The sequence below is a fragment of the Streptomyces sp. NRRL F-4489 genome, assembly GCF_001509485.1.
Taxonomy (GTDB): Bacteria; Actinomycetota; Actinomycetes; order Streptomycetales; family Streptomycetaceae; genus Streptomyces.
In genome coordinates this window covers 1-24,669 of record NZ_LLZI01000249.1, presented here as the reverse complement: position 1 = coordinate 24,669, position 24,669 = coordinate 1, and the positions used below count along the sequence as shown (strand labels likewise).

Below are 24,669 nucleotides of genomic sequence, written 5' to 3'. Positions count from 1 at the left end.
GATCAATAGGTGAGCGCCACTGGGTGATTACTCGGTCCGAGTCGTGTGGGTTGCCTGGCGGGAGGTCCTTCGGGCGGTCCTTCGGATGGCCAGATCGCGTTCCAGACTCATCACGTCCGCCGGGGTGTTCACCGCCCGCCACGGCGCGTCGATCGGGTAGCCGGTCAGCTGGCGGGCGCCGACGAGGCGGGGGAGGGTGGTGTCGGCGTGATCGCCCTCCTCGGGGAGGAGGGCGGTGACGCGCCAGGCGAAGAGGTACACCCCGGCGTTCACGCGGCCCGGCACCGGGGTGGCCGGGGCGAGGTCTGTCACCCGGCCCAGCTCGTCGTGGGCGACCGCCCTGCCGGGCAGGCCGGGACCGGCGAGCGCCACGGTCGCCGCGGCCCCGGCCCGTACGTGATGGGCGCGCATTCCGCCCAGGCAGAAGCGCGTCCAGATGTCCCCGTAGACGGCGAACCACGGTTCGCCCGGATACGGCAGCGCCCGCGCGGCCCGGCGCAGGCCGCCGCCGCGCCCCAGCGGCCGTTCCTCGACCACCGCCGCGGTCCGCGGGGGCGGCGGACGGGAGTCGAGGTACGCGACGATCACCTCGGCCAGATGCCCCGCGGACACCACGACGCGTTCGACGCCGCACGCGGCGAGCCAGTCGAGTTGATGGCGCAGGATGGGCACCCCGTTGACCTCCACCATCGCCTTGGGCCGCTCCCGGGTCAGCGGCAGCAGGCGCGTGCCCGCTCCGCCGGCCAGGATGACGGCCTGCCGCGCGGACAGCGGGCCGCCGCCTCGTCCGCACCCGTGAACGCCGGGCGAGGGGTGGGATTGGATCATGTTCTGGTAGATACCCGCCCCGCCGCACCGGAACCGGACGGGCGGCAAAAGGCGTGCGGGGCAGTGGAGTTGGGCGGTGACCGGGGGCGGGTGCGCCCAACCGCTTCACCGGGCCAGGCGGGCAGCCCTGGCCGCGCGTTGGGCGAAGACGTCCTCCTTGCGGTTTTCCATCTGCCGCAGCGCGTTCTTGCGGTCCCGTGCGGTGAGCCGGTCGAGGTAGGTGTGGCCGAGGAGGTGGTCGGTCTCGTGCTGCAGGCACCGGGCGAAATAGCCCGTGCCTTCGATGACGAGGGGGTTGCCGTCCTTGTCGAAGCCGCGGACGGTGGCGCGATCGGTGCGCGGAACCTCCATGGTCGCGCCGGGCACCGACAGGCAGCCCTCGAAGTCGTCGATGAGGCGGCGGCTGCCTGGATCGGGCAGCTCCAGTACCGGGTTGACGACATGGCCGACATGGCGGACGCCGTGGTCGTCCGGGCAGTCGTAGACGAAGAGGCGCAGATCGACGCCGACTTGATTGGCCGCCAGACCGGCCCCGTCCGCCACGGACATGGTCAGGAACATGTCGTCGATGAGCGCCGACAGCTCCGGGGTGCCGAAGTCGGTCACTTCCCGGCACGGGCGGCTGAGCACCTCCTCGCCGATCACGGTGACCCTGCGGAACGACCCCCGTTCCGCCTCCGGCGGAAGCGTCGGGCGTTCGTCACGAACAGGCATTGCTGTCCCCCTTCTTGGCTTGCGCGGCCTTCTTGGCTTGCGCAGCGCTTTGCAAAGTAGCAGACTTTGCAAAGTGACTGAAGATGACCTCAACGCCCCGGCCCGCCGGACCGCCGGTGCCGGCGAGGGACTGCCCGAGCACGAAGTCCGCACCGCGCTGCTGGACCTGCTCGCCGACGTCGGCACCGCGACAGCGACCGAAGCCGCGGCCCGGCTGGGCTACAGCTCCGGCCTCTGCTCGTTCCACCTGCGGCAGCTCGCGCGCCACGGGTACATCGAGGAGGCCCCGCACCGCGGCGGCCGCGCGCGCCCCTGGCGGCTGCGCCGGGGGGCGCCCGCGGCCGGCGGCGCCGCCGAGGAGGAGTTCAGCGACTTGGCCCGCGGGCTGGAGGACGAGAGCTGGCAGCGCTGGCTGGACCGGCGGGGGGAAGCGCCGGACGGGTGGCGCCACGACGAGGCGTTCAGCGCCGTCGCCTATCTGACGCCCGAGGAGATGAGCCGAGTCGCGGACGCGATCCGGCGGACGCTGGCGCCGTACCAGGACCGCGAACAGCGGCCGCTGGCCCGGCCCGAGGACGCCCGGCCGGTGGCGCTCATCACCCGGCTCTTCCCCCTCCTGCCTCAGCCGGCGGACGGCGGGGACGCGGACTGACCGCGCGCGTCAGGCCGCCGAAGCGACCGCGCTCCCCAGGTGCCGGGCGAAGAACCGGACCGCGCTGTCGACCTCGAACCGCGGCAGCTCCTTGTGCCTGCCCGAGTTCACGTGCAGGGACTTCTCCTTCGAGGCGAAGGCGTCGAACAGCGCGAGACCCTCCTCGCGGGAGATGTGCTCGTCGTCCCACTGGAGGTCGAACTCGATCGGGATGGTGATCTGCCGCGCCTTCCCGGCCAGGACCTGCGGCCAGTGCTGGCCGAAGACCGCGGCGGTGATCCTGGGTTCTGCGGCCACGAACGGCACGCCGATCGCGGTGCCCATGTTGATGCCCCAGTAGCCGACCGGACCGCCGGTGCCGATCTCCGGCAGCTCCTGGAGGGCGTCCAGCAGCGCGCGGTACTCCGGCACGGCGAGCCGCGCCAGGTGGTCGTTGTAGCGGACGACGATCGGGCCTTCCGGCTCGCCCGCCGCCCGCGCCCGGAACAGCTCGGCGATCTCCGCCTCGTCGTGCGCCGTGCGCGGCCGGTCGCCGTGACCGGGCGCGTCGAGGACGGCGACGTGGAAACCGCAGCCGGTGACGAGGCGCTGCGCCCGGCCCGACATCGCCGGGTGCTTCTTGTGGTTGCCGCCGCCGTGGCCCATCAGGACCAGGGGCGCGCGATCGGCGCCGGAAGCCGGCGACCAGAGAACTCCGGGTACGTCATCCACGGTGAAGTCGCGCTCGCGCACGCCGTTCGACGACGACTCGGAGGTGAAAAGGAAAGCATTCATGGCGTATGGCCTTTCGGGAGTGCCTGGTGTGTCGAGGCGCTCCCGGCGGCGACGCTACGTCAGTCGCCGGCCGTGACGGGAAGGGGGAGCACCCACATCGCTACAGCGTTCACGGGGTCTCACCTCCTCGGGCGGGGTCACGGACGACCGGAAAGCTATCAGTGCGTTGATCATTTCTCCAACCCTTTTTCCCGCTTTCCCGCCGCGTGATCACCAGTCCGTAAGCCGTCCGCTAGCCGCTAGCCGCTACCCGCTCACCGCCGCCCGCACCGGCGCCAGGAGCGACAGGTCGTCGGTGGTCACGGTCAGATGGGTCGCGCCGGCGGACTGCCAGGCGTCGGCGAGGGCGCGCCAGGTGCGCGGGCGGTCGGGGGCGGGGTGCAGGCGGGCCTCGATGCCGAAGGCGGACAGGTCGCGGCCGGCGTCGGTCACCGCCGTGCGCAGCTCGGTGATGAGCGCGGCGCCCCGGCCGACGCGGTTGGCGAGCAGGGCCGACATGGTGAAGCCGTCGGCGAGGGCGGCGATCCGGCGCAGGGCGCGCGGCCGGCCGCCGGTGCGGAGGGTGCCGCCGCCCATCCAGAGCGGGACGCGCGGCGGCCGGGGGGTGAGGGTGACGCCGGAGAACGCGATGTGCGCTCCGGTGAACTCGGCGTCCGGGCGCGTCAACAGCAGGCGGAGCGCGCGGACCTGTTCCGCGAACAGTGCCGCGCGGTCCGCCGGGGCGACGCCGAGCGCGGCGGCTTCGGCGGGGTCGGACCCCAGGGCGACGCCCAGCCGCAGCCGGCCGCCGCTGAGCTGGGCCAGCTGCGCGGTCTGCTTGGCGGCGAGCACCACCGGGCGGTACGGCAGGATCGTCATCGCGGTCGCCAGCTCGATGCGGGTGGTGACGGCCGCCAGGAACGCCACCAGGGTCAGGCTCTCGTAGGCGGGGGTGGGGGAGACCAGGTGCTCCGGGACGGAGAGGTGGTGGTAGCCGAGGCGTTCCGCGGTTTCGGCGAACTCGCGGAGGCGGGCGGGGGACAGGCCCGCGGGGACGGTGCAGCCGAGGCGGAGGGTCATTTGCGGAAGGTCTCCGGGTCGGCGGGCGAGAGGAAGACCGCGCGCGGGCGTTCGGCGGGCAGCAGCTGGGAGTTGAGCAGGCGCCGCACCGCCCGTTCGCCGCCGCGCAGGGCGTCGGTGACCCACAGGTGGACGTCGAGGACCTGCCCGCCGTCCTCGGTCACCACCTCGGGCAGGCAGCGCACCACGCCCGGGATGGCGTGCGCGGCCTGCCGGACGGTGTTGAGGGAGACCTTCTCGCCGCGCAGTACGACGAAGTCCGACAGGCGGCCGTGGAAGGTGAGATAGCCGTCGTCGATCGAGAAGGCGTCGCCGGTGGCGAGGGTGCGCGGGCCCAGCAGGACCCGTCCGCTGCGCTGCCCGACCCGCCGCAGCAGGACGGTGTCGGACTCGACGAGGAGTTCGCCGACGCCGTCCCGTACGTCGCGCAGTGAGGCGCGTACGCCGGGCAGCGGGCGGCCTACCGAGCCGTGGCGGTGCGGCGGTTCGGCGTGCGCGGCCAGGGTGGACACCCGCGGCCCGGCCTCGGTGAGGCCGTAGGTCAGATACAGCTCGCCGGACGGGCGCGCGGCGAGCAGGGCCGCCACCTCGGCGGGCGCGAGCCGGTCCCCGCCGACGGCCAGCGCGCGCGGACCGCGGGGTACGAGCCCGGGGGCGGCCAGCAGGCGGCGGGCGAGGGTCGGGGTCAGCGAGGAGTGGGTGACACCGTGCGCGGTGACCGCCGCGCGGTATCCGGCCGGTGAGAACGGCGGCCCGTCGAGGACCAGCCGCGCCCCGGTGGCGTACGCGGCGAGCGCCTGTGCCACCAGCGCGTAGGAGTAGTACAGCGGCAGATTCACCAGCAGGGTGTCGGACGCGGTGATGCCGGTGGCCCCGGCGTGCAGGCGGGCGTTGTGCAGCAGCGCCGGCACCCGGTGCACGCACGCGCTGAACATCCCCGACGTACCGGAGGTGGACAGCAGGATCTCGCCCGGCCGGTACGGGGTCGGGGGATGCCCGGTCGGGACGGCGAACGCGCCGCCCACCGGCGTCCGCGGCCCGTCGCCGGTCGGCCGGGTGGTGACCACCGTGCCGGCCCCGAGGTGCCCGGCCAGCGCGCGCAGCCGCTGCCACGGGGTGCTCGGCGGTACGGCCAGCGGTACGAGTCCCAGCAGCAGTGCGGCGAGCAGGACGCGCAGCAGCTCGCCGCCGTTGGCCAGGCACAGCACGACCGCTTCGCCCGGGGCCAGGCCGAGCCCGGACAGGTCCGCCAGGACGTCGTCCACCCCGCCGGGGGCGCGGTCGTCGGCCCGGGGCGCGGCGGCCTCGACCCGGGTGAGGAAGCCGGCCACCCCGGACCGGGTCAGGCCCGTCACCGGTCCGCCCCGGCAGCGGTCAGGACCAGGCACGAGCACAGCTCGCGGCCCGCGGCGCTGCCGCACAGGCCGACCAGGAAGACGTGCCGGGCGTGGCCGTCCGCGAACCAGCCGCCGATCACGGTGAACGCCGCGGGGGTGGCGTCGTCCGGATGCGCCGCCAGCAGCAGCGACGGCCCGCGCAGCCCGTGGCGCAGGGCCGGCAGCCCGGCCAGCACCCCCGGATTGGCGCCGGCGAAGCGCAGTGGGGAGACCCGGGAGCGCGGTACCGAACCGGCGATCCGGCGCATCGTCCGCCGGGTCCCGGTCGCGCTCATCACCAGGATCCCGGTGTCCTCGGCGGCGTCCGGGACGGGCGCGGCGGCGCAGTCGGCCAGCGCCCGGTCCACGGTCTCGGCGACCAGCCAGGCCACCGGGTCGGCGTAGAAGGACGGTTTGTTCCGCGCGTGGTCGGCCGGGTCGTCGGCGACCAGCGTCGCCGAGCCCAGCAGCCGCGTGCCCGGCGGTACCCGCGTCACGCCCTCACCCCTTCGAACAGCAGACAGGTGTTGAAGCCGCCGAACCCCAGCGTCAGGCTCAACCCGGCGCCGGCGCCCACCGGTTGGGCCGCGCCCGTGGCCAGCCGCAGCGGAGTCGCGGGCGCGCGCAGTCCGGTGACCGGCGGCACCCGGCGGTGGCGCAGCGCCAGGACGGTCGCCACGGCCTCGATGGCGCCGGTCGCGCCCAGGCTGTGCCCGAAGGCGCCCTTGGTGGCGAACACCAACGGCCCGCCGGGGCCGAAGAATTCCAGCAGACTGCGCGCCTCGACCGCGTCGTTGAGCGGTGTGCCGGTGCCGTGGGCGTTGACCACCGCGATATCGGCGGGGGCCAGTCCGGCGGAGGCCAGGCACCGTTCCATCGCGCGCAGTACGGCGCGGCCGGACGGGTCCGGGGCGGTGAGCCCGGCCGCGTCGTTGGCCGCGCCGGTCCCGCGCAGCCGGGCGTGGACCCGGGCGCCGCGCTCCCGGGCGGAGTCGGGGTGCTCGACCACCATGACCGCCGCGCCCTCGCCGAGCAGCATGCCGTCGCGGGTACGGTCGAACGCCCGGAGGCCGGTGGGGCTCATCGTCCCCAGCGCCGAATGCCCGAGCCGCTTAGCCTCGGTGACCACGTCCACCCCGCCCGCCACGCAGATCCGCCGCGCGCCCGAGCGCACCAGGGCGTGCGCGACGGCGAGCGCGTCCGATCCGGCGGAGCACGCGGTCATCACGCACAGCGGCGTGCCCGGGTGCCCGAGGTCCGCCGCCGCGTCATCGGCCCAGGTGTGCAGGGACGGTTCGTCCTCGTCCAGACAGGCGCCGAAGCTGGTGCCCAGGACGAGGCCGATGCCGGGGTCGGCGGGGGACAGACCGGCGTCCGCGAACGCGGCGGCCAGCGTCCGGCCGGCCAGCACCCGCTGGCGCTCGGCCGGCGGCGTCCCGTAGGGCGGTGACGCGACGACGGCCGCGGCGGTGTTGCGCAGCGGATGCGGCGAATCGACCGGCGCCAGGCCCGAGTCGCCCGCGCACAGCCGCTCCCAGACCGCCTCCGGGTCCCGGCCCAGCGGCGTGTCCCAGGCCAGTCCGGTGATCACCGGTGTCACCACGGCCGGGCCCCCGCCGGATCCAGCCGCACCCGGCTCATCGCGCCGCGGAAGGCGGCGACCGGCCGGCCCGCGACCGTCACCCCGGCGGAGAAGGCGAACGTGCGGCCGGAGTGCCGGTCCGCGCGGACGTCGAGCACCACCTGGTCGCCGGGCACGACCGGGGCGAGGAAGCGGGACTTGACCGTGCCGACCAGCGTCGCCTCGTCGTCGGCGAGTGGCGCGCTGCTCAACTGGTAGAGCAGCACGCCGGATTGGGCGAACGCCTGCATGGTGTGGCTGCCCGGCAGGATCACCCCCGGGATCAGCCCGCGCTCGGGCAGGTGCCCGGACAGCGCGCCCATCTCCGCCGAGACGGCGAACATACTGCGCAGGAACACCCCGGGCTCATGGTCCAGCACCCGGTCGATGAACAGCCGGGGATGGCGTCCCCGTACCAGCGCGGCGATGGCCGACGTGCCCAGGGGCCGCGCCGCGCGGTCCGCCGGGGGAGGGGGTGGCGAGTCCTTCGTGTGCTCGTTCGCGTGCCGCATCGGTGACGATTCCTCTCAGTGCCTGTCGCAGCGGCGCCGGCAGGGGCACCGCGCGCCGGGTGCCCGGGTCGACGGCGGCGAAGACCAGATCCCCGGCCGCCAGCGGGGTGCGGGCGCCGTCCTCCTCCTCGCGCAGCAGGCGCACCGCCAGCGCGAACCAGGCCGCGCCGGCGTGCCCGACCCCGGCGTCCGCGACGATCACATCGCGGTACCCGGCGCTGCGGAGATAGCGCACCCGCAGCTCGGCGGCCACCAGATCGACGCCCGCCGCGCCGAAGGCGGTCAGCCCCGCGCCGTGCGCCTCCAGGTGCTCCATGCCCGCGGTCTCCATCAGGGAGGTGAAGCGGGAGAAGTGCACGATCCCGGTCGCGTCGGTGTCGACGTGCTCGATCCGGGTGCGGAACACGGCGCTCACCGCAGGGCCCGGGCGCCCGCCGCCACCCGCTCCACGATCTCGTCGGCCTGCGCGGCGGTCGCGGTCAGCGGCAGCACGATCCGCAGCGTGGGGTGGATGTAGCGCCGGCCGCCGGGGCGCTTCCCCGCGCCCGCCATGAACTCCGCGTACACACCCGCCTCGATCAGCGCCCGGCGCAGCGCGCCGATCCGGCCCGCCGCCGCGGCGGTCAGCTCCACGCCGAGCATCGCGCCGGTGCCGCGGACCTCGGTGAACACCTCCGGGTGGCGGCGCACCAGGACGGCGTCGAGGCGGTCGGCCAGGTGCGCGCCGACGCCGGCCGACCGCCGCAGCAGGCCCTCGGCCTCGATGTGCTCGAGGCCGTCCCGCATCACCGCGCAGGGCAGCGGCCGCAGATCGGAGGTGGCCACCGCGCCGGTCGCGCGGACGGTCAGCTCCCTGCGTGCGATCACCATCGAGGTGGACACCGCGCCCATGCCCAGGAACTTCCCGATGACGGTGATATCGGTGGGCACCGGCCCGTCCGCGTCGCGCATCGCGAACCAGCGGCCGGTCTTGGCGAACGTCAGCACCTCGTCGGCCACCAGCAGCACACCGGCGGCCGCGCACCGCCGGGCGAGGTCGCGCAGATAGCCGGGCGGCGGCGCGAGCACGCCCGCGTCGCCCTGGACCGGTTCGACCACGACGGCCAGCAGCCGGCCGGCCGCCGCGGCGAAGTAGTCCGCCAGGGCGCCCGGATCGCCGAACGGGAGGTGGTCGACGCGCAGGCCGTACGGCGCCGCGGTCTCGGGGGCGGGCAGCCCGGTCCGGTAGTAGCCGCGGTTGAGCAGCGGCACCAGCCCGCCGGTCCAGCCGTGCCAGGCACCGTGGAACGCCAGGACGGTGTCCCGCCGCTCCTTGCCCGGGCGGTGGCGCAGCCGCCGGCCGTCGAACCGCGACTCCAGCACCAGCCGCAGCGCCAGCTCATTGCCCTCCGAACCGGAGTTGCGGCCGCTGACGTGGTACTGCCCGGTGGGGAAGTGGTCGGTCCACAGCCCGCCGGGGCCGAAGAGCCGGTCCAGCAGCTCCGCCCGCTCCAGCGACCCCAGTTCGTCGGTGACGCCGCCGGCGGCGGCGCCGCGCACCAGCGCGTCGCGGACGACGGGGTGGCCGCCGCCCAGGGCCGCGCTGGCGTAACCGCCACTGGCGTCCAGCAGCCGCAGCCGCCGGCCCCGCCCCTCGGGGCTGAGGTCGACCACCTCCAGCTCCAGACCGCGCCCGCCCACACAGGCGAACGGCAGCCGCGCCGTGCCGTAGTGGTTGAGGTGGAGGTCCGTACCGCGCGCCAGGACACCGGCCGGCGCCCCGGTGCGGCCGCCGCGGGCGACCGGCGCCGCGCTCATGCGGTGGCCTGGGGGCGGTCGGCCCCCGACAGCCGCTCGACCAGGGCCAGCACGTCGCCGAGCGTGGCCAACCGGCCCGCGGCGACCGCCTCGTCCGGGATGGTGATACCGAACGCCTCCTCGCACTGCACGCGCAGCTCCACGAAGCCGAGTGAGTCCATGCCGTAGCTCTCGCGCAGGCTGTCGTCGAGCCGCATCTGGTCGATCGGCACCTCCACCAGCACCTCGGAGTGCAGAATGCGTTTGATGGTCTGCAAGGCGTTCACCAGAACTTTCCCCTCTGGGTGGGTTCATTCAGAAAGCCGCGGCCGGGTGTCGTCCGGCGCGTGGAAAAAGGAAGACGGGAAACGGCGGAAACGGGCGGGCCGAAGGTGAGCCGGCGCCGACCGGAAAGAAGGCGGCGGGCCGGACGAGGCATTTTCATCGAAGCTAGTCGAGGCGTTATCGGCTGTCAATGGCCGCCGATTTCCCCGTCGCCCGTGTATTCCTTACCCGCTTTCCCGCGCCGATATCCGCGAGGATTGTGCACGTGCGTTCGACGGTGTTTCGGACGCTGGTGACCGGCGATAGATTTTCCGGCGGATCAGTAATCCGCGGTACGTCGCCCGCGCCCGCGCGACCAGGGGGAAGCGTGCGTCCCGGGGGCGGCCGCCGCCCATCGCGGGCGGATTGGTATGCACGTTTCGTGCCCATTTGGGCCACATTTCCGTCTGGCGCAGACTGGTGGTTGTGGTGATGAATCGCCCCGGACTAGTCTTAACTCGTCTATTTGCCTACCTGGTGGACGCCGTGTGCGGGACGAGGAGGCAACCGGGCAGCACCCGGTGACACCGCCGGTCCTGGCGCCCTCAATTCCCTGCAATTCACCGAAAGCGCAGGACGTGCTTGCGCTGCCTCTCCCATGCCATTCCGGTGGCCGGCCCCGCCCGATTGCCGGTCGTCGGCAGTACCTTCCGAAGGAACCGCGAAAAGCCATGAGTGTCCCCCCGGACGCCCTGCGCGGCGTCACCCTGTTTGTCGGCGGACCGATCCAGCACGCCCTGGTGCCCGGCGGAATGGCGGCGCCGATCCGCGACTGCCTGAGACTGGCCATCGACCGGTCGCGGGAAGCCGGCGCCACCGTGCTCTCCGCGCATGTGGCGGAGCGATTCGGCGCCGACACCGCGTCGTTCACCCCGGAAGAGGTCTCCGTGCGCGACTACGCGTGGATGCGCCAGTGCGACGTCTTCGTGCCCGTCCTGCCGGTCCTCGACGGCACCCTGCTCCGCTCGGACGGCACCCATATCGAACTGGGCTGGGCCAGCGCGCTGGGCCGCCCCATCGTGGGCATCACCGACCAGCCCTTCGCCGAGTCGGCCAGCCATCTGCTCAAGGGGCTCGCCCACGTCGCCGCCGCCACGTTCCTGTCCACCGAGGACCTCGCCGGCGACCCGGCCGTACTGGTCGACGGCGTCCTCGCCGCGCTCGGCCGGTCCAGGACGGCGGCCTGACATGGCGTCAGCGGCCCACGTACTGGGACTGGACCTGGCCAACCCCGTCATGGTCGGCTCCGGCCTCCTCACCGACCAGGAACGCAATATCCGCAGACTGCTGCGCTCCGGCGCCGGCGCGGTCGTCACCAAGACCATCCACCCCACGCCGCCCACCGGCCTGGACGAGCGGATCCTCCGGCTGCCCACCGGAATGATCAACAGCACCACCTACTCCAAACGGTCCGTCGACCACTGGCTGGGCATCCTGCGCGACCTGGCCCGCGACCGGCTCCCGGTCATCGCCTCCCTGCACGCCGACAGCCCGGCCGAACTCGCCGACCTGGCCGCCCGGGTCGCGGCGACCGGCTGCCGCGCCCTGGAACTCGGCATCTCCTGCCTCAACGGGAAGGACGGCCTCGACGACGCCCCCGAGCGGGTGCACGCCTACACCGCCGCCGTCCGCGCCGCGACCCGGGTGCCGTTCTCCGTCAAGCTGGCCAGCGGCGAGGGCCTGCACGGCCGGGCGTTCGCCGCCGCCGCGGCCGGCGCGGACGCGCTGACCGTCAGCGACACGCTGCCCGCCGCCGCCGTCCACCCGGAATCCGGCGGCCTCCGCCTCGGCGGCGTCTTCGGCTACTCCGGCCCTGGCATCAAACCGCTCGTCCTGGCCTCCCTGTGGAAGCTGCGCGAAGCCGGCTTCCCGCTGCCGCTGATCGGCTCCGGCGGCGTCCAGTCCGGCCGCGACGTCCACGACTACCTGCGGGTCGGCGCGGTGGCGGCCCAGGTCTACACCGCGCTGCACACCGACATGCAGCCCACCCTCACCCGGATCGTCGCCGAGGCCACCGGAGTGGCGGTACCCGGCCCCGCGCCCGCCGCCGCGCCGGACCGCACCGGGCAGGTGCGGCCGTGACGCCCCGGCCGGCCGCCCGGCGGCTGTGCGATCTGAGCAGCGCCGAGGTCCTGGCGGCCACCGCCGGGCGGACCGTGGTGTGGCCGGTCGGCTCCATCGAACAGCACGGCCCGCACCTGCCGCTGTCCGTCGACACCCTCCTGGCCGACGCGTTCGCCCGGCACATCGCCCGCGAACTGGACGCCCTGACCCTTCCCGCGCAGCCCATCGCGGCGCGGTCGCTGCCGCAGAGCGGCGGCGGCCTGGCCTTCCCCGGCACCGTCCACGTCCGCGGCCGGTCCCTGCTGGCCTTCCTGGAGGACACCCTGGAATCGCTGTGCGCCCTGCCGTGGCGCCGGCTGCTGATCGTCAACGGCCATTACGAGAACGAGCCGTTCCTCTTCGAGGCGCTGGACGAGGTGGGGCGGCGGCCCGTGGCCGCGGGCAAGGAGTTCATCGCGCTGAGCTGGTGGAGCCTGGTCGACCCGGACTGGCTGGCCGCGCGGGTACCGCTCTTCCCCGGCTGGCACGCCGAACACGCCGGGCTCACCGAGACCAGCCTGATGCTCCACCTCCACCCCGACCTGGTCGCCGACGCGCGGCCCGACCACCCCGACCCGCCCCGCCCGGGCATCCACCTGCACCCCGCCGATGTGCGCCGCACGACCAACCAGGGCGTCCTGTCGAACACCTCGGGCGCCACCGCGGCCCTGGGCCGGGACCTCTTCCGGCACGTCGTCGCGGCCGCGGTGGCCCTGGTGACCGAGGGCGCCGGACTGCTGCGCGAGGAGACACCATGACCACCCCCACCCTGTGCGTGTGCAACGCCGTCGACACCCTGCACGACTTCGCCGTCCGTACCCTCCGCACCGCCCGTACCGACGGCGGCGACGGCGTCGAGGAGCTGCTGTCGGAGTGCTACGCCCAGCAGGACCAGGCGCTGTTCTGGGGCCCGTTGGAGAAGATGCTGATCACTTACGAGCCGATCGGGGAACTGGACTGGCAGCGGAAATTCCTCGACCTCCCCGGCGTGGTCAACCTCAGCCCGGCCGGCCGCACCGGCTCCCTGTTCGCCGACGCGCTCGCCGACCCCGGCCTGATGGCCGCCGTCGCCGCCCACGCCGGGCCCGGCCGCCGGCTCCGGCTGATCCCGCACACCACCACCGCCGACCTGTGGCGGTTCACCGAGGCCCTGTTCACCGACCACGGCGTCGCGGTCGAACTGCCGGAGAGCACGCCGCTGCAGAGCCTGCGCGACCAACTGGACACCAAGACCGGCCTGCGCGACCTGGCCGCCGACCTCGGCATGACGGACGGGCCCTGCCGCATCCCGCCCGGCACCCACTGCGCCGGTATGGACGAGGTGCCGGCGGCGGTGCGGGCCATGCTCGCCACCGGCAGACCGTGCATCGTCAAGCCCGACCGCGGTGAGGCGAGCCTCGGGCTGCTCATCTTCCGCCCGGGCGACGACGACATCGACGCGCGCCTGGCCGCGTCCGCGTTCCACGGCGACGACCCGGTGGTGGTCGAGGAGTTCCTCGACGGCGATATCGCCTTCCCGTCCGTGGAGTACGCGGTGCCCGGCGACGCCCCGCCGCGCCTGTGCTACACCACCGACATGCTCTTCGAGGGCGCCACCCACCTGCGCGGCAACGTCACCGCCCGGGAGCTGCGCGACCGGTGGTGGTACCGCCCGCTGACCGCGGGCGGCCTCCGGCTGGCCGCCGAGATGCAACGGCGCGGCTACCGCGGCCGGTTCGGCATCGACGCCATCGCCCGCGACGGCACCGTCTACCTCCACGACCTCAACGCCCGCCGCACCGGCTCCAGCCACGTCCACGAATTCGGCGCACACCTCATCGGCCCCCACTACCTCAACACCCACGCGGTCGGCAACTACGACTTCTACGGACTCCCGGCCGGTATCGACCTGCCGGAGGTGCTGCGCCGGCTCGGACGGCTGGTCGCCTCCCCCCGGCACGCCGGACGCGGTGTCGTGCCCACCGAGCTGACGGACCTGCGAACTGGCAGACTGAGCTGCATGTTCTACGCTCCGAGCCTGGCCGCGCTGCACGATCTGATCACCCGCACCAGGGCGGCTCTGGGCCCGCACCGGTGAGCAGCGCGCCCCCGGTGACCGGGGCCCGGCGCTGGCTGGTCCTGGCCGTGGTGCTGCTGTGCTTCCTGCCCGCGGCCATGGACGTCACCATCCTCACCATCACCGTCCCGACCCTCGCCCACGACCTGCGCGCGTCACCGTCCGCACTGCTGTGGACGGTGGACGTGTACTCCCTCCTGATGGTCGGACTGGTCCTGGTGAGCGGGCCGTTGGGCGACCGGATCGGCCACCAGCGGCTGCTGCTGGCCGGATTGGGAGTCTTCAGCGCGGCCTCGGCGCTGTGCGCGGTGGCACCCGGGGCGCACGCCCTGATCGGCGCGCGGGCGCTGCTGGCGGTCGGCGCGTCGATGGTCATCCCGGCCACGCTGGCGCTGATCCGGCAGACGTTCGGCGACGGCCGCGACCACGCGGTGGCCATCGGGGCGTGGAGCGCGGTCGCCGCCGGGGCCTCGGCGCTCGGGCCCGTTGTGGGCGGCTTCCTGCTCCAGCACTTCTGGTGGGGCTCGATCTTCCTGGTCAACCTCCCGATCGTGGCCGTCGCCCTGCCCGCCGTGGCGCTGCTGCTGCCCAACCGCGTCGAGGCCGAACGCCAGCCCTGGGAAGCCACCTCGCCCGTCCTGTCGATCGTGGGCTTCCTCGGCAGCGCCTACGCCATCATCGCCTTCACCCACGACGGCGTCGGACCGCTGGAGGTGGCGGTGCCGGCCGTACTGGGCCTGACCGCGCTGGCCCTGTTCGTACGGCGCCAGCAGCGCGCCCCGCACCCGATGCTGGACCTCTCCCTCTTCCGGCTGCCCGGGCTGCGCGCCGGAGTGGTGGCCTCGGTGCTGCCGGTGCTGGTGATGGTCGGCTTCGAACTCCAACTGGTGCAGTTCCTCCAGTTCGTCGAGGGAATGTCGGCCGAGGCCGCCGCGTTCTACCTGATCCCGATGCCGGTGGCCGCGACGGTCGCCGGCCCGGTCGGCGGCATGCTGCTCTCCCGCCTGGGCCGGCCGCGGGCGGACGTGCCGGCCGGCCTGCTGCTCGCGGTGGCCGGGTACGTCCTGGTCGCGTCCGGCACGGTGGTCCCGTTCGGTCTGGCCCTGATCGGCTTCGGCCACGGCCTGGTCCAGATGGTCGCCTCGAATCTGATCATGTCCACCGCGCCCTCCTCCCAGGCGGGCGCCGCCGCGGGCATCGAGTCGGTCTCGTACGAGGCGGGCGCCGGCCTGGGCATCGCCGTCTTCGGCACGGTCACCGCCGTCGCCTACCGCGCGTTCCTCCCGCCGGGCCAGCCGACGTCCCCGCTGAAAGCCGGCACCTCCCCGGAAACGGGCCGGGCCTTCGCCGACGCGTTCCACACCACCACCTGGCTCGCCGCCGCGCTCACGCTGGCCACGGTCTTCCTCGCCACCCCGCAGGCAGCGGCGGCCGAGGCACCCGGTGAGGGTCCCCGGGCTGCCCGTTAGCCGCCTCATCGCTCCCAGGGGAAGCGCCCCGGGCCGGGAAAGAACCGTATGCCGGGCAAGGTTGGATCTTGTGACCTACCTCACACAACATGAAGACTTGCCCGGAGATAGGGGTGTTGGGAGGATCCCAGCGCACTGTGCAGGTTGGTTCGGGATCCATGCCTTTGTTCGTTCTCTACGAAGTGAGCACAAATGGCAGAATGTACCAGCTCAACCGCTTTTCACCCCTCGATCGACTTATTCGACGAGACCCTGCGGGAAGGGTCGGAGCGCGCTCCGATCGCCGCTTCCATCGAAGACAAGTGCCACCTCGCCGCCGCCATCACCGCGGCCGGTATCCGCACCCTCGTCGTCGGGATGTTCCCCGACGTCCCGCACAACATCGAACTGCTCGACACCCTGCTCGACCAGCAGGCGAGCGGCGCCCTCCCCCCGGCGACGCGGTTCGTCGTCATCTCCCACCTCGGTCCGCGGATGGACCAGACGCTCAAGGCCCTCGACGCGCTCGGCCGGGATCTGGGCCGGGTCTGGGTGCTGGCCATCCACGCGGTCTCCGACCAGCAGATCGAGCACCTGTACCCGACCATCCGCGAGCAGGACACCGACGGCGGCCCCTTCGACCGCGCCGCCTGGGAAGCGCACACCGACGCCGAACGCAAGGCCGCCAACCTCCTGTGGTACCGCGAACAGCTCGGCGGACTGCGGCCGGTCGGCCAACTGGGCGGCTTCATCGCCGGGTTCATCGACGCCTTCCGCGCCGAACCGGGCCACGTACGCGACGCGGTGCGCATCGCCGAGGACAGCGGTATCGGCGAGATCCGGCTGATCGACACCGCGGGCACCTGCACCCCGCGGCAGGCCCAGGACTTCCTCGGCGGGCTGGTCACCGGCTTCCCGGGGATCAAGTTCTACGGCCACTTCCACGACGACTTCGGGATGGCCACCGCCAACGCGGTCACCGGCCTGAGCGTCGGACTGTGCGGCACCGATGTGTCGGTCGGCGGATTCGCCAACCGCGCCGGACACCCGGCCCTGGCCGAGGTCGTGATGGCGCTGCGCCAGCTCCACGACATCCGGCTGCCCGGCTTCCGCACCCAGGACCTCTACGGCCTCAGCCGCCTCGTGGAGCGGACCTACGGCCTGCTGGAGGACCCGGCGAAGGCCGTCACCGGCGTCGTCACCCACGCCGTCCAGAGCGGCATCCGCACCGAACTGCTCAACCGCGCCCCCCGGATCTTCGACAACCTCGACCCGGCCGACGTCGGCTCGCGGGAGATCCGGATGTTCGGCGTCCGCAGCGGCCGGGACGGTCTGCTGCGCATCATCCGGGAGCACGCCGCCGACCTGGCCGACGCCGGTATCGAGGCGACCCCCGAGGCCGCCGACCTGCTCTACGACAAGCTCGTCGCCGAATGGCAGGACCGCAGCGAGCGCGCCAGGACCCGCCTGCTCGACACGATCGGCGCCTACCGCCAAGCGCTCGACGACGCCTTTTTCACCGAGGACGCGGTCATCGACTGGGTCCGCGCGTCCGCACCGTCAACGGGGAGAACGAAGTGACCGACGTCCTGCTGGAGACCAGCCTCAGTTCCCTCGTCCGGTCGCTGGGCGCCGACCCCGCCTCGTCCGCGCTGAACGAGGTGGAGCGCCGGGTCAACGAGGCGGTGGTACGCGCCTTCCACGACGGCGACGCGGCCGCCGAACTGGACCTGCACCGCTTCCTGTACGAGATCAACGCCCACCGGCTGCTGCCCCCGTGGTCCGAGCACTGGCGCGACTACGGGCACCCGGTGCTGCTCGCCGCGCACCGCACGGCGCAGGAGGCGTGGCTGGCCAGGGACCGCGCCGTAGTCGGCGCGGACACGGCGGTGCCGGGCACCGCCGAGGAGTTCGCCGCCTGGGCCACCAAGACCTGCGAGGGCCACGCGTCCGGCGTCACCCACCCGCTCTTCGACTTCCTCGCCGACGACGCGACCTTCGAGCAGCTCCGCGACTTCATCGCCCAGGAAACGCCGTTCGACATCCACTTCGGGGACCTGGTCGCACTGCTGCTGCCCGGCGTGCACGGCGAGCTGAAGATCGAACTGGCCGGCAACTTCTGGGACGAGATGGGCCGCGGCACGGCGGACGCCACCCACCGCCGGCTGCGCCTGGCGATGATGGAGCGGGTCGGCGTCCCCCTGGATGGCTACCTCACCGACGTGGACGGCTACTGGCTCGAGGAACTCCGCCTGGCCAACCTCTACTTCCAGACCGCCGCGGACCGCCGGCTGGCCCCGCAGGCGGTCGGCATGCTGCTGGCCACCGAACTCGTCGTCCCCGGCCGCATCGACCGCCAGATCGACGGCTGGCGCCGGGTCGGCCTGACCGATCCGGAGATGCACTACCTGCGCGAACACGTCACCGTCGACGTGGAACACGCCCAGGGATGGCTCGACCACGTCGTGGTCCCGCTGGCCCGCACCCGCCCCGACCTGCTGCCCGAGATCGCCCTCGGCGTCATGCGGCGGCTCGACGCGGCGCTCGCCGTGTGCGACCGGGCCTGGAACGCGCTGCGATCCACGGCGTGAGCCACCCCGCCCCGCAGGCCGCGGCCGCCGCCGATCCCCTCCTGGACGTGCTGGTGATCGGCTGCGGCCTGCGGGCCACCGGCCTGCTGACCGCGACCCCCGAACTGTTCCGCCACGACCTCGGCGTCCTCGACGCCGCGGACCGGCTCGGTGTCGGCTCGTTCGCCCACTACGACATCGAATCCAACTCCCACGGCAGCGACTTCTTCGGCTGGATCGACCCCGCCGGGCCGTTCGGACCGCTGCTGGCCGAGGAGCCCGTCCGCCGGCTGCGCACCGTCCCCGGCTCGTTCCACCTCGCCCTGCTGGCCGAGGCGCTGGACCGCGCGGGCCGGGCCATCGGCGCCATGCTCCCGCCGGACCGGCTCGTCCTCGGGGACGAGGCGGTGGAGGTGGCGCTGCGCACCGGCGGCCCGGTACGGGTCCGCACCCGGGCCGGGCGGACACTCCGGGCCGGCACCGTCGTCCTCGCCACCGGCATCCGCGAGCGGACCGGCCCCGAACTCCGGCGCTGGCAAGGGAAGTTGGTACTGTCCCGCGCTTTGGTCGCGCCCGGCGCTCGCGAGCGGTGCGCCGAACTGGGCCGCCGCCCCGGGCCGTTGTGCCTCGCGGGCGCCTCGCACAGCGCGTTCTCCGTCCTGCACCGGATCCTCGCCCACCGCCCGCCGGACGGACCCGAGATCGTACTGGTCACCCGTTCCCCGGTCCGCATCCACTACCCGGACCGGGACGCCTACCGGGCCGCCAACCACACCCCCGCCGAGGCCGTCCCGGACCCGGACCGCGACATCTGCCCGGAGACCGGCAACGTCCACCGCTACTCCGGGCTGCGCAACACCTCCAAGGCGCTCTTCCACGCGGTCGCGGCCGGCCGCGTACCGGGCGTGCGCCTGGTGGTGGCGCCGGACGCGGCCGACCGCGCGCCGTACTTCGAACGGGCCCGGGTGATCGTCCAGTCGACCGGCTACGGCAGCAATCCGCCCGCCGTCACCCGCGACGGCCGGCCCGTCCGGTGCACGACCGCCGGCGGCCTGGTGCGGACCGACGAGCGGGGCCGGCTGCTGCTCGACGGGACCGCCGCCGAAGCCGTCTTCGTGATGGGCATGGACCCCTACCCGTACGACGACAACAGCGTCAATCCGACCAACCAATACGCCCGCCGCGGGCGCCATATACTCGGCCAACTGTCGAAACGGGGGACATATGAGGCCGCCGGCCGGTGGCAGCGATGCTGAGGAGCACACGGTGAGCGAACTGGTCTTCGTCGGAACGACCGGTCCCGGACTGCAGGCACTGGAGTACGCCCGGGAGGCGGGGCACCGCACCGTCCTGATCCACTCCCCGCGCCATGACTTCTTCCTCCCGGACGCCCAACGGGCCAGGGCCCGGGAACTGGTGGACCGGGTGGTCGAGGTGGACGACGTGGCGGACACGGCGGGGGTGCTGGACGCCCTGCGCGCGGCGGGCACCGACCCGGCCGGTATCGACGCCGTCCTGACCACCCTGCACTTCAGCATCGTGCCAACGGCCCATCTGGCCAAGGCACTTGGCCTCCCCGGCTGCGACCCGGACGCCATCCTCGCCGCCAAGGACAAGGCCCGCTGCCGCCGCGTCCTGGACGCCGAGGGCATCCCCAACCTCGGCCACGCGGTCGGCCGGGACCTGCCCGGTGTACTGGCCGCGGCCGACCGCCTGGGATACCCGGTGATCGTCAAACCCGCCACCGGCGTCGGCAAGGTCAGCACCGCCCTGGCCCGTTCCGCACCGGACATCGAGGCCCTCTTCGCCGCCGCCGGGGACGCCGCCCGGACCGTCGACCCCGGGGTGGCCGCGGAACTCGACGGCCGCTTCATCGTCGAGGAGGTCGCGGTCGGCCCGCTGTACTCCGTCGAAGTCGCCTGCGACGGGCGGACGTTCACCCCGCTGGTCGTGGTGCGCCGCAAGACCGGCCGGGACAACCCGGTGCTGGAACTGGGCTCGACCGTGCCGTGCGGTCTGCCCGCGGAGCGGGAGCGCGAGGTGGGCGAGTACGCGGTGCGGGTCTGCCGGGCGCTCGGCCTCGGCGTCGGCCTCTTCCACGTCGAGGTCATCGGCACCGCGCACGGCCCCCGGCTGATCGAGGTGAACCCCCGGGTCTCCGGCGGCGCCATCCCCGACCTCGTCACCGCGGCGACCGGCCGCAACCTCTTCGCGGTCCTGGTCGACCTGTTCACCGGCCGGCCGGCGCCCGCGGCACCGTTCCCGCCGATCGCCGGCGCCTCGCACTCCTTCATCACCGCGGCCCGCGACTGCACCGTCCGGGACGACCTGCCGGACGACTGGTTCGACGCGCTCCGGCCCCGCATCCACTCCGGCTGGACGACCGTACGGCCCGGTGACCGGCTGCGCCGGATGGACGGCAACTTCGACACCTACGGCGTCGTCCGGGTCGTCGCCGAGGACGCCGGGACCGCCGAACGCACCTGCGCCGGGCTGATGGCCGAGGTGGAGAAGACCCTCGGCATCCCCTTGACGCCCGTGGCGGCCCCCTCCGAAAGGACAGCGCGATGACCCCCGACACCACCGTCTTACTCGTCGGCGCCAACGACGAGATGGTGCACAAGGCCGTACGACTCGGCCTGCACGTCCTGCTGGTGCAGCACCCCACCAAGATCACCGAATCCCAGCGGGAACGGTCCGCGGCCGTCCACATCCTGGACTACACCGACTGGTCCCTGCTGGCCCCCCTGGCCACAGCGCTCCACCGGGACCCGGGCTTCGCCGTCGCCATGTCGCTGACCGAGGCCGGTCTGGAACCGGCCGGCCGCGTCAACGACCTGCTGGGCCTGGACGGTACGCCGCACACGGTGGCCCGCCGCTTCCGCGACAAGGGCGCCATGCGCCGCCACCTGGCCGCGCACGACCCCTCCGCGGTCGGCGCCGCACCGCTCACCGGCCGCGACGACCTGGCCTCCTTCGGCGGCCGCTACGGCTACCCCTTCATCGTCAAACCGCTCGACGCCACCGCCAGCTTCGGCGTGTTCCGGGTCGACGGCCCGGCGGACACCGACCGCGTCTGGGCGGGCGTCCAGCGGCTGCGCGGCACCCGCACGGACCGGGGCTCGATGCCGTTCCCCATCGAGGACTTCCTGATGGAGGAGTACCTCGACGGCCCGGAGTTCAGCGTCGAGTCCTTCAGTTTCCACGGCCGCCACGTCATCGTCGCCATCACCGAGAAGTTCGTCGCCCCGGACACCTTCACCGAACTGGGCCATGCCGTTCCGGCGCGGCTGGACGAGGCCGTGGCGAACGAGATACGCGGGGCCACCCGCCGCTTCCTGGACCTGATGGGGCTGACGGACGGTGTGTGCCATACCGAGATCCGGCTCGGCCGGCGGGGGCCCGCGGTGATCGAGAGCCACAACCGGATCGGCGGCGACGCCATCCCCGACCTGGTGCGCGGCGCGTACGGCATCGACCTGACCAGCTACGCCCTCGGCTGGCCGTTCGGCCTGGTCCCCGAACTCCCGGACCGGCCGCGGGCGCACACCGGGGCGAGCACCCGCTTCCTGGTGGGCGTCCCCGGCCGGATCGAATCCATCGCCGGTGTCGATACGGCCCGCGCCAGGGACGATGTGCTGGCCGTCGCGGTCACGGCCCGGCCCGGGGACACCGTCCGCGCCCCGCGCGACAACTGGGACCGGCTCGGCCTGATCGCGGTGACCGGCCGCGACACCGCCGACGCCCTCCGCCGGGGCGCCGAGCTGGCCCGCGGCTGCCTCGCCGTCCGCATCACCGCCGACGACGGGACCACCCGCCTCGCCGACGTGGCCGAGATCGACGCGGCCGAGGCCGAGGTCGAGGCGTGACCCTCACCGAGCGCCTCGACCGCCCCACCCAGGTGCGCTACATGCTCGGCATGGTGGTCGACACCATCGGCAGCGGTATGTACCTCCCGGTCTCCCTGCTCTTCTTCCACCACACCACCGGACTGCCGGTCACCCGGGTGGGCGTCATCGTCAGCACCGCCGCCGTCCTCGGCCTGGTCGGCTCCCCGCTCGCCGGGCTGCTCGTGGACCGCTACGGCGCGCGCACCGTCCTCGTCGGGGTCTACGGGGTCCGGGCCGTCGGCTTCGCGGTCTACCCCCTGGTGCACAGCCAGGTCCCGATGGTCCTGGCGGTGACGCTGGTCGCGCTCGGCGACGCCTCGTTTCCCCCGGCGATGCAGGCGTTCGTCGCCGAGATCACCGGGGGAGCGGGCCGCGACCGGCTCATCGCGGCCCAACGCAGCCTGCGCAACGCCGGGTTGGGGATCGGCGGATTGATCGTCGGCACCGCGCTCGGGGCGGGCAGCGACTCCGCCTACCGGGCGGTGGTCCTGGGGGCCGGGGCCGCGTTCCTCGTCGCGGGTGTGCTGATCCGCACGATCCCGGTGTCGAGGACGCCCGGCCGCGCCCGTACGCCAGGCGGCGGCTTCCGCACCGTCTTCCGCAACCGCCCCTTCCTCACCCTGACGGCCGTGAACATCCCCACCGCGTTCGGCTACACCGTGCTGTCGGTGAGCCTGCCGGTGTACCTCACCCAGAAGCTGGGCGCGCCCGACTCGCTGGCGGGCGTGCTCTACGCCGTCAACACCGTGGGCATCGCGGCCCTCCAGATCCCGGTCACCCGGGTGCTGGCCCGCCGGCGCCGGACCCGCTCGGCGGCGCTCGGCGGTGCCGTCTTCTCCCTGTCGTTCCTGGGCTTCGCCGCGCTCGGCGCCGTACCGGTGGGCGGCACGCTGCTGGCCGGGGTGTTCACCGCCACCGTCCTGTTCACCCTCGGGGAACTCCTGCACGGCGCGGCCGCGTCCGCGCTGGCGGCCAGCGCCGCGCCGGAGCCGACCCGCGGCCGCCACCTCGCCGTCTACCAGCTCTCCTGGTCCGTCCCGACCGCGCTCGCCCCGGCGGTCCTGACCGCCCTGCTCGACCTGTCCGCGACCGCCCTCTGGCTGGTCCTCGCCGCGGGCGTCGCCTGCTCCGCGCTGGCCATGCTCCGCCTGGAGACCCGGCTGCCCGCCCAGGCCGTCCACCCCACCGCACCGGCCCGCCCGGTGCCACCGGGGGAGCGGCGCCCGGCGCGCCCGCGCCGCGAATCGGGTCAATTCCCGCCATAGTGGGGCGGCATGAGTACGGAGTCCACGCCTCCCGCCGCGCCCGCCCGGAAGCCGCGGAGCCAGCCCCCGGATCCCACCGTCGTGGCCATCGGGGTGGTGGCCGTCCTCCTGGTGGTGGGGTGGGCGTCCCTCGGCAAGGACAATTTCGACAACCTGTCGAGCACCGCCCTGGACTGGGTGCTGGCCAACTTCGGCTGGCTCTTCGTGGTGGCCGCCGACTTCTTCCTGGTGCTGTGCGTCGTCCTCGCGTTCAGCCGGTTCGGCGCGATCCGGCTCGGCCGGGACGACGCCGAACCGGAGTTCACCAACCTCGCCTGGATCGCGATGATGTTCAGCGCCGGGATGGGCATCGGCCTGATGTTCTACGGCGTGGGCGAACCCCTCCAGCACTACCTCTCCCCGCCCCCGGGCTCCGGCGCCGCCGCCGCGACCCCGCACGCGGCCCGCGCCGCCCTGGAGTACTCGTTCTTCCACTGGACCCTCACCCCCTGGGCCATCTACGGCATCGCCGGACTCGCGCTGGCCTACGCCGGCTTCCGCAAGGGCCGCGGCAACCGCCTCAGCTCCGCCTTCGTCCCGCTGATCGGCGCCCGCCGGGCCACCGGGGCGCCCGGCGTACTGATCGACCTGCTGGCGGTCTTCGCCACCGTCTTCGGCACCGCGACCAGCCTCGGCCTCGGCACCCTCCAGGTCGCCGAGGGCCTCAACCTGACGGCCGGCGCGCCCAGCAGCCGCACGGTGCAGCTGATCATCATCGCCGCGCTGTCGGCGGCCTTCGTCGGCTCCGCCTTCTCCGGCCTGCACAAGGGCGTGAAGTGGCTGAGCACCCTCAACATCCTGCTGGCCGCGCTGCTGATGGTGTTCGTCTTCGTGGCCGGCCCGACCGTGTACGTCCTGAACACGATCCCGGCGAGCCTGGGCGGCTACCTCTTCCGGCTGCTGCCGATGGCCTCGCAGACCGGCGCCTTCACCGACTCCGCCTGGCTGGGCCGGTGGACGATCTTCTACTGGGCGTGGTGGCTGTCCTGGGCGCCCTTCGTCGGCACCTTCCTCGCCCGGATCTCGCACGGCCGGACCATCCGCCAGTTCCTCATCGGCGTCCTGCTGGTGCCCAGCGGCGCGACGATGGTGTGGTTCTCCGTCATGGGCGGCAGCGCGATCCGGCAGGACGCCACCGGGCACGCCGACCTCGCGCGGGCCGCCGGCCAGGGCGCGGAGGCGGCCCTCTTCGGGCTGCTGGACAGTCTGCCGCTGGGCGCGCTCACCTCCTGGCTGGCGATGGTCCTGGTCATGACGTACTTCATCACCAGCGCCGACTCCGCCTCGCTGGTGATGGGCTCGCTGACCAGCCGCGGCGCGCTGCACCCCAGGACCTGGCTGGTCGTCCTGTGGGGCGTGCTGATGGCCGCGGTCGCCGCCGTGCTGCTGGTCGCGGGCGGGCTGGGCGCGCTCCAGACGGCGACGATCCTGGTGGCGCTGCCGTTCGTGCTGGTGATGCTGGCGCTGTGCTGGTCGCTGCTGGCCGAGCTGCGGGCGGACCCGGGGGCCGGGCCGGCGCGGCACGCCCTGCACGGGCTGCGGGACGCGGTGACGGCCATGGTCGGCAAGGCCGTCACCGAGCGCGGCAAACCCCAGCACCCGCGCCTGCGGCGGCTGCGCCGCGCGGCTGAGACCCGGCGGGGGGAGGGGGCGGACCGGGGT

24 protein-coding genes are annotated in these 24,669 nt (G+C 73.7%); 13 read left to right on the top strand and 11 right to left on the bottom strand.

The window, feature by feature from the left end; genetic code table 11:
• Positions 1–27 precede the first annotated feature (27 nt).
• The gene (locus ADL22_RS24925; protein ID WP_079064403.1) at positions 28–828 is read right to left on the bottom strand and encodes a nucleotidyltransferase family protein; all 801 of its coding nucleotides are present in this window, start codon (positions 826–828) and stop codon (positions 28–30) included.
• A gap of 105 nt (positions 829–933) precedes the next feature.
• A complete protein-coding gene (gene def, locus ADL22_RS24920; RefSeq protein ID WP_066984031.1) occupies positions 934–1,542 on the bottom strand; it encodes a peptide deformylase in 609 nt (202 codons plus the stop codon).
• Between the two features lie 73 nt (positions 1,543–1,615).
• Here def and ADL22_RS24915 point away from each other — a divergent pair, with 73 nt between their 5' ends.
• Positions 1,616–2,194: a helix-turn-helix domain-containing protein gene (locus ADL22_RS24915; RefSeq protein ID WP_066984028.1), complete on the top strand. Its 579-nt coding sequence runs from the start codon at positions 1,616–1,618 to the stop codon at positions 2,192–2,194.
• Positions 2,195–2,203: 9 nt separating this feature from the next.
• Here the strand turns inward: ADL22_RS24915 and ADL22_RS24910 are convergent, their stop codons facing one another.
• The 9 genes from ADL22_RS24910 to ADL22_RS24870 all read right to left on the bottom strand — a co-directional run bounded on the left by ADL22_RS24910 (position 2,204) and on the right by ADL22_RS24870 (position 9,599).
• Positions 2,204–2,968: an alpha/beta hydrolase gene (locus ADL22_RS24910; protein WP_066984025.1), complete on the bottom strand. Its 765-nt coding sequence runs from the start codon at positions 2,966–2,968 to the stop codon at positions 2,204–2,206.
• Positions 2,969–3,214: 246 nt separating this feature from the next.
• Complete coding sequence (locus ADL22_RS24905; RefSeq protein WP_066984022.1) at positions 3,215–4,027, bottom strand: TIGR03619 family F420-dependent LLM class oxidoreductase; 813 nt, start codon at positions 4,025–4,027, stop codon at positions 3,215–3,217.
• The gene (locus tag ADL22_RS24900; protein WP_066984018.1) at positions 4,024–5,382 is read right to left on the bottom strand and encodes a class I adenylate-forming enzyme family protein; all 1,359 of its coding nucleotides are present in this window, start codon (positions 5,380–5,382) and stop codon (positions 4,024–4,026) included. The genes ADL22_RS24905 and ADL22_RS24900 overlap by 4 nt, the downstream gene beginning before the upstream one ends.
• Positions 5,379–5,900 carry a polyketide synthase gene (locus ADL22_RS24895; RefSeq protein ID WP_066984015.1) on the bottom strand — a complete coding sequence of 174 codons (522 nt, stop codon included), beginning with the start codon at positions 5,898–5,900 and terminating at the stop codon, positions 5,379–5,381. The genes ADL22_RS24900 and ADL22_RS24895 overlap by 4 nt, the downstream gene beginning before the upstream one ends.
• Entirely contained in the window at positions 5,897–6,994 is a 1,098-nt protein-coding gene (locus ADL22_RS24890; protein ID WP_234430851.1) for a beta-ketoacyl-[acyl-carrier-protein] synthase family protein, read from the bottom strand. The genes ADL22_RS24895 and ADL22_RS24890 overlap by 4 nt, the downstream gene beginning before the upstream one ends.
• Before the next feature lie 5 nt (positions 6,995–6,999).
• A complete protein-coding gene (locus ADL22_RS24885; protein ID WP_234430850.1) occupies positions 7,000–7,383 on the bottom strand; it encodes a 3-hydroxyacyl-ACP dehydratase FabZ family protein in 384 nt (127 codons plus the stop codon).
• A 7-nt stretch (positions 7,384–7,390) separates the two neighbouring features.
• Entirely contained in the window at positions 7,391–7,942 is a 552-nt protein-coding gene (locus tag ADL22_RS24880; protein WP_234430849.1) for an acyl-CoA thioesterase, read from the bottom strand.
• A 5-nt stretch (positions 7,943–7,947) separates the two neighbouring features.
• A complete protein-coding gene (locus tag ADL22_RS24875; protein ID WP_066984006.1) occupies positions 7,948–9,333 on the bottom strand; it encodes an aminotransferase class III-fold pyridoxal phosphate-dependent enzyme in 1,386 nt (461 codons plus the stop codon).
• On the bottom strand, positions 9,330–9,599 hold the full coding sequence (locus ADL22_RS24870) for an acyl carrier protein (RefSeq protein ID WP_066984003.1): 270 nt from the start codon (positions 9,597–9,599) through the stop codon (positions 9,330–9,332). Before ADL22_RS24870 ends, ADL22_RS24875 begins: the two co-directional genes overlap by 4 nt.
• A 708-nt stretch (positions 9,600–10,307) precedes the next feature.
• Between ADL22_RS24870 and ADL22_RS24865 the strand changes: the two genes are divergently transcribed.
• From ADL22_RS24865 to ADL22_RS24810, 12 genes are all read left to right on the top strand, one after another.
• Positions 10,308–10,823, top strand: a complete 516-nt coding sequence (locus tag ADL22_RS24865; protein ID WP_066984000.1) for a nucleoside 2-deoxyribosyltransferase — start codon at positions 10,308–10,310, stop codon at positions 10,821–10,823.
• Between the two features lies 1 nt (position 10,824).
• On the top strand, positions 10,825–11,718 hold the full coding sequence (locus tag ADL22_RS24860; RefSeq protein ID WP_066983997.1) for a dihydroorotate dehydrogenase: 894 nt from the start codon (positions 10,825–10,827) through the stop codon (positions 11,716–11,718).
• Complete coding sequence (locus ADL22_RS24855) at positions 11,715–12,497, top strand: creatininase family protein (protein WP_066983994.1); 783 nt, start codon at positions 11,715–11,717, stop codon at positions 12,495–12,497. Before ADL22_RS24860 ends, ADL22_RS24855 begins: the two co-directional genes overlap by 4 nt.
• Positions 12,494–13,816, top strand: coding sequence for a hypothetical protein (locus ADL22_RS24850; protein WP_066983991.1), 1,323 nt, complete (start codon positions 12,494–12,496; stop codon positions 13,814–13,816). The genes ADL22_RS24855 and ADL22_RS24850 overlap by 4 nt, the downstream gene beginning before the upstream one ends.
• Complete coding sequence (locus ADL22_RS24845; protein ID WP_066983988.1) at positions 13,813–15,264, top strand: MFS transporter; 1,452 nt, start codon at positions 13,813–13,815, stop codon at positions 15,262–15,264. The genes ADL22_RS24850 and ADL22_RS24845 overlap by 4 nt, the downstream gene beginning before the upstream one ends.
• Before the next feature lie 192 nt (positions 15,265–15,456).
• Positions 15,457–16,824 carry a homocitrate synthase gene (locus ADL22_RS24840; RefSeq protein ID WP_066983984.1) on the top strand — a complete coding sequence of 456 codons (1,368 nt, stop codon included), beginning with the start codon at positions 15,457–15,459 and terminating at the stop codon, positions 16,822–16,824.
• Entirely contained in the window at positions 16,821–17,834 is a 1,014-nt protein-coding gene (locus ADL22_RS24835; RefSeq protein WP_066983981.1) for an iron-containing redox enzyme family protein, read from the top strand. Before ADL22_RS24840 ends, ADL22_RS24835 begins: the two co-directional genes overlap by 4 nt.
• The gene (locus ADL22_RS24830; RefSeq protein ID WP_066983978.1) at positions 17,831–19,069 is read left to right on the top strand and encodes a hypothetical protein; all 1,239 of its coding nucleotides are present in this window, start codon (positions 17,831–17,833) and stop codon (positions 19,067–19,069) included. The genes ADL22_RS24835 and ADL22_RS24830 overlap by 4 nt, the downstream gene beginning before the upstream one ends.
• Positions 19,070–19,079: 10 nt before the next feature.
• Entirely contained in the window at positions 19,080–20,384 is a 1,305-nt protein-coding gene (locus ADL22_RS24825) for an ATP-grasp domain-containing protein (protein WP_066983975.1), read from the top strand.
• Entirely contained in the window at positions 20,381–21,682 is a 1,302-nt protein-coding gene (locus ADL22_RS24820) for an ATP-grasp domain-containing protein (RefSeq protein ID WP_066983972.1), read from the top strand. Before ADL22_RS24825 ends, ADL22_RS24820 begins: the two co-directional genes overlap by 4 nt.
• On the top strand, positions 21,679–22,968 hold the full coding sequence (locus ADL22_RS24815) for an MFS transporter (RefSeq protein ID WP_234430848.1): 1,290 nt from the start codon (positions 21,679–21,681) through the stop codon (positions 22,966–22,968). The genes ADL22_RS24820 and ADL22_RS24815 overlap by 4 nt, the downstream gene beginning before the upstream one ends.
• A 9-nt stretch (positions 22,969–22,977) precedes the next feature.
• Positions 22,978–24,669, top strand: a 1,692-nt coding sequence (locus tag ADL22_RS24810; protein WP_066984081.1) for a BCCT family transporter, incomplete at its 3' end; no start/stop codon positions are given.